Genomic DNA, 7,127 nt, shown 5'->3' on the forward strand with positions numbered 1-7,127 from the left:
GTTCTGAAATTCCTTAAGGCAGCTGATTTTAATATCGAAGATATCCGCGTTGAGGAAAAACACCTCCCCACTGAACCGACCTATGAAATCAACACGGTTCACACTGACAGCAATGGTCAGACAGTATTATTTAATTTCAGGGATGAATCCTCCGGTACGCAGAAATTCTTTTCTTTTGCTGAACCGATTCTGGATGTTCTGGCTAACGGCAGTGTTCTGTGTATTGATGAGCTTAATGTAAATCTCCATCCTAAGCTGGTTCAGTTTCTGGTGGAATTGTTTCATGATCCAAAAGCTAATCCTAAAAACGCTCAGCTGATTTTTACCACTCATGAAACAACCATTCTTACTCAGGAAATTTTCCGAAGAGATCAGATCTGGTTCTGCGATAAAGACAGAGAGCAGGCTTCTTTCCTGTATCCTCTGTCAGACTTCAGTCCAAAAAAGGGAAAGGAAAATCTGGAACTGGGATATCTTTCCGGCCGCTACGGGGCGCTGCCTCTGGTTCGTTCTTTCTATGGAGTACAGTAATGGGCTGTGATGAGTGGGATACCGGGTTCACCTTCACACTTATGTCAATCCTGACCGAGCAATTCGGTGTAATCATCCATAATGACTTCAGCAAAAGATCTTCCTTCGATTACTCGGCTTTCCAGTAAATCGTGCATGTCTGCGTATTCGCCTAATAATTCGTATTTACCGTATAACTCCTTATTAATCTTTTTATAAAGGCCAAACATAGCTTCTCTACCGTCTGGAAGTATGGTGTTTCCATTTTTATACATAGACCCGGTGTGTAACCTATACTCGGTTCCATGATATAAAAAATCCAGTCCGTACCAATGTCCATTTGACGGTGCCCATTCTCCAACATATTGAGATGTAAACTCATTAAGCGATTTATATTCATTGATTCTCAATTCAATTAAATCCTTTTAATCTCATTCACGGTTTATGCCTGTTTTTAATTTTGCAACAAGTTGTTGCAAAATTAGAGCTTTCTCAATTAATTCTTTTGAATCACATCAAATTGCGAAACAACTTGTTTCTTAATTGCGACTGTTCAACTCTTAATCATTCAAAAAAATTTTTTTCAAAAACGTCAGATTTTCCCTCCTGCCGTGGCTACTTAGTGAAAACAACAAATTTTTACCAAGGAGCAATCATGAAACTCAAAATCAATTTAACCAGGAAGCCCGCACCCGGCGGTGTCTTTAACTGTAAAGCCATCAACATCCGGGAAAGACTCCTGCGCTTTCTGCTCGGTGACATGCATAAGGTTACCGTGCTGATTCCGGGAGACAACGTGGGTGAAATTTTAATCTGTAAATCAGGAGAAAAACTTTATGAAAAATCTCAAACAAAGACTGATGCAAATCTCTGAAGAGCTTCGTCAACTGGCGGAAGGAATTGAAGTTACTGCCGAACCTGCACCGCAGGAACCAGTACCGGAAATTACTCTTGAAGAGGTCAGAGGTGTTCTTGCAGACATCAGCAGAGCCGGCTTTACCGCTGACGTGAAGAAGCTGATTGTAAAGTACGGCGCTGAGCGTTTAAGCGATGTAGATCCGAACAACTACTCTGCTCTGCTTAATGATGCAAAGGAGCTTATGAATGCCTAGTCAACATGCAATTTTGTCAGCCTCCTCAGCCCACCGCTGGCTGAACTGCACTCCGTCAGTAAAGCTTTGTGAAACCTTTGAGGACAAACCAAGCGAATACGCTGCGGAGGGCACCGAGGCTCATGAGCTGTGTGAGTACAAGCTTAAAACCGCACTGGGAATGGAAGCCGATGATCCGACACCGAAGCTGTCCCGTTTCAATGACGAGATGGAGGAATGCGCTACCGGGTATGCGAGCTATGTTCTTGAACAGGTGAATGAAGCTTCCAAGACCTGCTCAGATCCGAAGGTTCTTATCGAGCAGCGCGTGGATTTTTCCCGCTGGGTACCAGAAGGCTTCGGAACTGCCGACTGCGTGATTATCGCAGACGGAACCTTGAGAGTTGTGGACTACAAGCATGGTCTCGGGGTGCTGGTTGAAGCTGAAATGAACCCGCAGATGATGTGCTATGCCCTTGGTGCTCTGGAGCTTTTCGATGCTCTGTACGACATCAGCAAGGTCTCCATGACCATCTATCAGCCAAGACGGGAAAACATCTCCACCTTTGAAATAAGCAGTGAGGAGCTCCTCACCTGGGCGGAAACGGTTCTAAAGCCTGCTGCCGAACTGGCCTTTGAGGGTAAAGGAGAATTTCACTGTGGCGAATGGTGCGGTTTCTGTAAAGCCAAACACAGATGCAGAGCCAGAGCTGAGGAAAATCTCCTGATGGCAAGACATGAGTTCAAGCTGCCGGCGCTTCTTGATGACGTCGAGATTGAGGTGATTTTATCCAAGGTTGATGAGCTTACCTCCTGGGCATCTGACGTGAAGGATTATGCCCTCCAGAGTGCTCTTGGCGGTAAAAGCTGGACAGGCTGGAAGCTGGTGGAAGGGCGAGCCAACCGCAGATACACCGATGAGAATGAAGTCATCAAGGCTGTATGTGAAGCTGGCTTTGATCCGTTCGAGAAGAAGGTTCTCGGCATAACAGCCATGCAGAAGCTCCTCGGCAAGACAAAATTCGAGAAGCTGCTTTCAGCTTATATCGAAAAGCCGCAAGGCAAACCAACGCTTGTACCGGAAAGCGATAAAAGACCGGAAATTTCATGTGCAAACTTAGATTTTAAGGAAGAATAGAAAATGACAAAAATCGTTAATCCAATGAAAGTTATCACCGGCCCTAAAACCCGCTGGTCTTATGCCAATGTATGGGAAGCCAAGTCAATTAACGGCGGCGCTCCTAAGTTCAGTGTGTCTCTGATTGTCCCTAAATCGGATACTGCAACTGTAACCAAAATTCAAGCTGCCATTGAAGCCGCCTACAAGGAAGGCGAATCCAAGCTGAAGGGTAACGGCAGAACCGTACCTGCTCTTTCAGTCATCAAGACTCCTCTGCGTGACGGCGACATTGAAAGACCGGATGATCCAGCTTATGCCAATGCCTACTTCATCAATGCCAACAGTGCCACTGCTCCGGGAATTGTTGATGCGGCATGCAACCCGATTATGAACCGTTCCGAGGTTTACTCCGGTGTGTATGGTCGTGCCAGTATCAGCTTTTATGCCTTCAATGCGAACGGCAATAAGGGTATTGCCTGCGGTCTTAACAACCTGCAGAAAATCAGCGACGGTGAACCTCTTGGTGGTAAGGCCAGTGCCGAGAGCGATTTTGCCACTGAGGCTGAAGAAGATTTTCTGGGATAAGGACGTCTGAATGGATTCATCAGAAATCTTTATCACGGGCTTCGGAACCGGAATGTTCACGGGAGTGATAACTGCTTATGCCATAGAACTTATGACCTGGCTGATTTCGCACCTGTGGCACAGATGGCAACGACTGCACTAACCGGCCGTTAACTTTTATCAAAGGGTGGCAGAACTGCTACCCTTTTTTGTGAGGTATTGAAATGAATAACATTACATTGGACATCGAGTCATTTTCCAGTGTAGACATCGGCAAAAGCGGTGTGTACCGCTACGCTGAATCACCGGATTTTGAAATCCTGCTCTTTGCCTGCAGCGTAGATGGGCAACCGGTGAAGATTTACGATCTAGCCAACGGTGAGAAGGTGCCGGATGAGATTCTAAAGGCTCTCACCGATGAGAAGATCATCAAACATAGCTTTAACGCTTCCTTTGAACGAATCTGTCTGTCCCGGTATCTAGGACTTCCACCCGGTACTTATCTCAGCCCTGAAGGCTGGCATTGCGACATGGTGTGGGCGGCGACACTGGGACTGCCGCAGTCTCTTGAAGGTGTGGGTGCCATACTGGGGCTTGAGAAGCAGAAGCTCACGGAGGGTAAAGATCTAATCCGTTATTTCTGTAAGCCTTGTACTCCAACACAAAGCAACAGCGGCAGAACTCGAAATCTCCCCCACCATGCTCCTGACAAATGGAGTTTATTTAAAAGCTACAATCTCAGGGACGTTGAAACTGAAATGGAAATACAGAAACGTCTTTCCAAGTTCCCGGTACCTGATTTTGTGTGGGAAGAATACATCATCGATCAGCAGATTAACGACCGCGGGGTTCTGGTTGACATGGAACTCGTATATCAAGCCATTACCATGGATCACCGTTCCCGGGAAGAACTCACCAAAGCTATGAAGGAATTCACCGCTCTGGAGAATCCTAACTCGGTACAGCAGATGAAGGAATGGCTTGCTGAAAACGGACTCATGACAGAATCCCTTGATAAGAAAGCTGTAGCCGAACTTATGAAGAATGCACCTCCGGAATTATGCCGAGTGCTTTCGTTAAGGCAGCAGCTAGCCAAATCTGCCGTTAAGAAATATCAGGCAATGCAAAATGCTGTATGTGCTGATAACCGTGCCAGAGGACTGTTCCGCTTCTACGGAGCGAACCGTACCGGGAGGTTCTCAAGCAAAAATATTCAATTGCAGAATCTCTGTCGTAACAGCATGTCTGATCTCGATGAGGCTCGTGCTCTTGTCCGCTCAGGAAATTATGACGCGGTCTCCATGCTCTATGAAGATGTGCCGGATACTTTGTCTCAGCTCGTCAGAACAGCCTTTATTCCACCAGAGGGCAAGCTCTTTTATGTAGCCGACTTTTCTGCCATTGAGGCACGAGTGATAGCCTGGCTTGCCGGGGAGAAATGGCGTATGGAACTCTTCAAAAACGGCGGCGATATCTACTGTATGAGCGCCAGTCAAATGTTCAAGGTTCCTGTTGAAAAGCATGGTGTGAATGGGCATCTGAGGCAGAAAGGTAAGGTAGCGGAACTCGCCTGTGGTTACGGCGGAGGTATCGGTGCGTTAAAGGCTATGGGAGCTCTGGATATGGGACTAAAGGAAGAAGAGCTTCAGCCCCTCGTTACCGCATGGCGTAATTCCAATCCTAATATCGTGAAGTTCTGGTGGGCGGTAGACCGTGCTGTCATGAAAGCCATCATTGATCGCACCACTACTGAAACACACGGACTTACCTTTACCTGCAGAAGTGGCATGCTGTTCATCACCCTGCCATCAGGCAGAAAGCTAGCCTACGTAAAGCCCCGCATCGGCATGAACCAATTCGGCGGGGAGAGTGTTACCTATGAAGGCATCGGTGCCACCAAGAAATGGGAGCGTATTGAGAGTTACGGACCAAAGTTCGTCGAAAACATCGTGCAGGCCATTTCAAGAGATATTCTCTGCTATGCCATGAAGACGCTCCGACACTGCAGTATCGTGATGCACATACATGACGAAGTGGTCATTGAGGCTGATCCGCGGATGAGCCTCGATGCTGTGTGTGAGCAGATGGGACGTACACCACCATGGGCTGACGGGCTCATTCTTGATGCTGCAGGCTACGTCACCGAGTTCTATAAGAAAGATTAACAATCACTTAATCGAGATCTTAGTCGGTAACTTGGTCGGTCACTACCGATCAAGTATTCTTTGACTCGGTTGCCACGCTTGAACATTTTATTTCAGCTTTCTTCCAACAACGACACATTCCTTTTTACAGAAGCATATGCCATAAGTAAGAACAGCTTTGATGTCGTTGCGTTTAATGTACGGATCGGCATATTTCTTTTGAATTATCTGTTCAACGGCATCCTGAGCAATAAGCACTTTGTCTTCGTTTTCGTCTGAAGTCTGTTTTAATTCCAGAATGACGATAATTCCTCTGCTTCTGATAGATTTGATTATCAAATCGATGTAGCCGTTTCCTGACTCAAAATTGGATTTCTGCTCTGCAATGAGAGACGTGCCGTTTACCAGTAATCCGTTCACGAAGCCATGGTAATAGTTTTCCTTCGGAGCATTGACTGAAAAATCTCTGATTGAAACGTATTTGCCAAGGAGCGTGTTAAGGTTGTCCTGAACTTTTTCGGCATCACCTTCAAACAAACCTTTTACCAGTTCAGCGGTACTGGATTTCATAACTGAATTGTTCTTAAAATAATTCAGAATTCTGGATTTAAAGCATTTTCTGATTTCTTCATTAGGAATATAAACACTGTACTCATCACTTTCAGGATTATGGGACTGCGGTTCAAAAGTTAAATACCCTGTATAAAGCAGCAGAGTCCAGAAATCATTTATGTCATGGTTCTGCAAATCACCGTAGCACAAGGTGGCTCTTACTTCCGCAGTTATTGATTTACCATCCAGAAGATCCTGCATCAGCTCAACGTCTTCAGGCTCGATAAAGCCCATGAATTCTTCGATTACATCATTACCGCTGGTGTTTATCCAGTAGTTGCCGGCTTGAATGAGATTTTTGTCTTTACTCAGTTTTCTGTAGTTGTCATTACAGAAGTTCATTACATCCCACGGACAGTACATATGAGTTGTTCCAAAATGGTACCCGTCGTAATTGTTTCTTACATCTTCGTAATAGTCAGTAAGACCGTAATATGAAAGAACTCCTTCGGACTCTTCCTTGGTAAAACCTATCCCCTTGGATATATCGTCATCTCCGGAATCAAGAATCGAGCAAACCAGCAGATTGTTAAGTCCAGTAAAAATACTTTCCTTAGCTGCTCTTAAACATCCGGTAAGCACAGCTCTGCCAAGATACAAATTGGTCTTTAAGGCATTGCTCAGGAACGGACTGATGATGTCAATCATTTCCCGGTAGTAGCCGTTATGGGCCGCCTTGGCGATAGGTACATCATATTCGTCAATGAGCAGAAAGGTATAACCAGTAGCACAGCCTTTCCAGAGAATTTTTAACGGCATTTTGATTCTCTGGATTGCAAAGATATGTTTCATTCTTTAACTTTTTAAAATCGTTTACAGCATCTTCTTTAAGCTTTTTACTTTCAGCAAGATAATCAAACTGACAAAGCATCTTATAGATGGTGCTTCCAAGCTGCTCGTACGCCCTCAGAAAATCATTACCGGAAACAGCCTTCAGGGAAATGAAAATTACCGGAAACTTTCCCATGTATTCACTGCAAAATTCCTTGTCCTCAAAGATCTTGGTGTCCTTGAACCATTTCTCCTGAAGTGACACATCACCGGGATTTTCGATATTCAGAGAAAGAAAGTCATAGAAGGTGGACA

General features: G+C 45.3%; 9 protein-coding genes and 1 pseudogene. 7 read left to right on the forward strand and 3 right to left on the reverse strand.

Features of this window, described 5'->3' with window-relative positions:
* A partial coding sequence (locus QZU58_RS09470; protein WP_294496297.1) for an ATP-binding protein occupies positions 1–531 on the forward strand: 531 nt, incomplete at its 5' end.
* A 44-nt stretch (positions 532–575) separates the two neighbouring features.
* Here QZU58_RS09470 and QZU58_RS09475 read toward each other — a convergent pair.
* Complete coding sequence (locus QZU58_RS09475) at positions 576–920, reverse strand: hypothetical protein (protein WP_026297959.1); 345 nt, start codon at positions 918–920, stop codon at positions 576–578.
* A 245-nt stretch (positions 921–1,165) separates the two neighbouring features.
* Between QZU58_RS09475 and QZU58_RS09480 the strand changes: the two genes are divergently transcribed.
* From QZU58_RS09480 to QZU58_RS09505, 6 genes are all read left to right on the forward strand, one after another.
* Positions 1,166–1,384: a hypothetical protein gene (locus QZU58_RS09480; RefSeq protein ID WP_294496301.1), complete on the forward strand. Its 219-nt coding sequence runs from the start codon at positions 1,166–1,168 to the stop codon at positions 1,382–1,384.
* Complete coding sequence (locus QZU58_RS09485; RefSeq protein WP_294496304.1) at positions 1,347–1,622, forward strand: rRNA biogenesis protein rrp5; 276 nt, start codon at positions 1,347–1,349, stop codon at positions 1,620–1,622. The genes QZU58_RS09480 and QZU58_RS09485 overlap by 38 nt, the downstream gene beginning before the upstream one ends.
* Positions 1,615–2,739 (forward strand): DUF2800 domain-containing protein, encoded by a 1,125-nt coding sequence (locus QZU58_RS09490; RefSeq protein ID WP_294496305.1) that lies wholly within the window; start codon positions 1,615–1,617, stop codon positions 2,737–2,739. The genes QZU58_RS09485 and QZU58_RS09490 overlap by 8 nt, the downstream gene beginning before the upstream one ends.
* A 3-nt stretch (positions 2,740–2,742) precedes the next feature.
* Positions 2,743–3,306, forward strand: a complete 564-nt coding sequence (locus QZU58_RS09495; RefSeq protein WP_026297960.1) for a DUF2815 family protein — start codon at positions 2,743–2,745, stop codon at positions 3,304–3,306.
* A 10-nt stretch (positions 3,307–3,316) separates the two neighbouring features.
* On the forward strand, positions 3,317–3,448 hold the full coding sequence (locus tag QZU58_RS09500) for a hypothetical protein (RefSeq protein WP_294496309.1): 132 nt from the start codon (positions 3,317–3,319) through the stop codon (positions 3,446–3,448).
* A 61-nt stretch (positions 3,449–3,509) separates the two neighbouring features.
* A complete protein-coding gene (locus QZU58_RS09505) occupies positions 3,510–5,450 on the forward strand; it encodes a DNA polymerase (RefSeq protein WP_294496311.1) in 1,941 nt (646 codons plus the stop codon).
* Between the two features lie 87 nt (positions 5,451–5,537).
* On the opposite strand, the gene QZU58_RS09510 is transcribed toward QZU58_RS09505, so the two are convergent.
* Together QZU58_RS09510 and QZU58_RS09515 are read right to left on the reverse strand one after the other, a co-directional pair.
* Positions 5,538–6,800 (reverse strand): AAA family ATPase, encoded by a 1,263-nt coding sequence (locus tag QZU58_RS09510; RefSeq protein WP_294496313.1) that lies wholly within the window; start codon positions 6,798–6,800, stop codon positions 5,538–5,540.
* Positions 6,742–7,127 (reverse strand): annotated as a pseudogene (locus QZU58_RS09515) (hypothetical protein); the annotation flags it as partial. The pseudogene QZU58_RS09515 and the gene QZU58_RS09510, both read right to left, overlap by 59 nt.

Source organism: uncultured Ruminobacter sp. (assembly GCA_902764345.1).
Taxonomy (GTDB): Bacteria; Pseudomonadota; Gammaproteobacteria; order Enterobacterales; family Succinivibrionaceae; genus Ruminobacter.

Coding starts and splice junctions, on each gene's coding strand:
- QZU58_RS09480 (WP_294496301.1), top strand. CDS start 1,166: ATGAAACTCAAAATCAATTTAACCAGGAAGCCCGCACCCGGCGGTGTC.
- QZU58_RS09485 (WP_294496304.1), top strand. CDS start 1,347: ATGAAAAATCTCAAACAAAGACTGATGCAAATCTCTGAAGAGCTTCGT.
- QZU58_RS09490 (WP_294496305.1), top strand. CDS start 1,615: ATGCCTAGTCAACATGCAATTTTGTCAGCCTCCTCAGCCCACCGCTGG.
- QZU58_RS09495 (WP_026297960.1), top strand. CDS start 2,743: ATGACAAAAATCGTTAATCCAATGAAAGTTATCACCGGCCCTAAAACC.
- QZU58_RS09500 (WP_294496309.1), top strand. CDS start 3,317: ATGGATTCATCAGAAATCTTTATCACGGGCTTCGGAACCGGAATGTTC.
- QZU58_RS09505 (WP_294496311.1), top strand. CDS start 3,510: ATGAATAACATTACATTGGACATCGAGTCATTTTCCAGTGTAGACATC.
- QZU58_RS09510 (WP_294496313.1), bottom strand. CDS start 6,800: ATGCCGTTAAAAATTCTCTGGAAAGGCTGTGCTACTGGTTATACCTTT.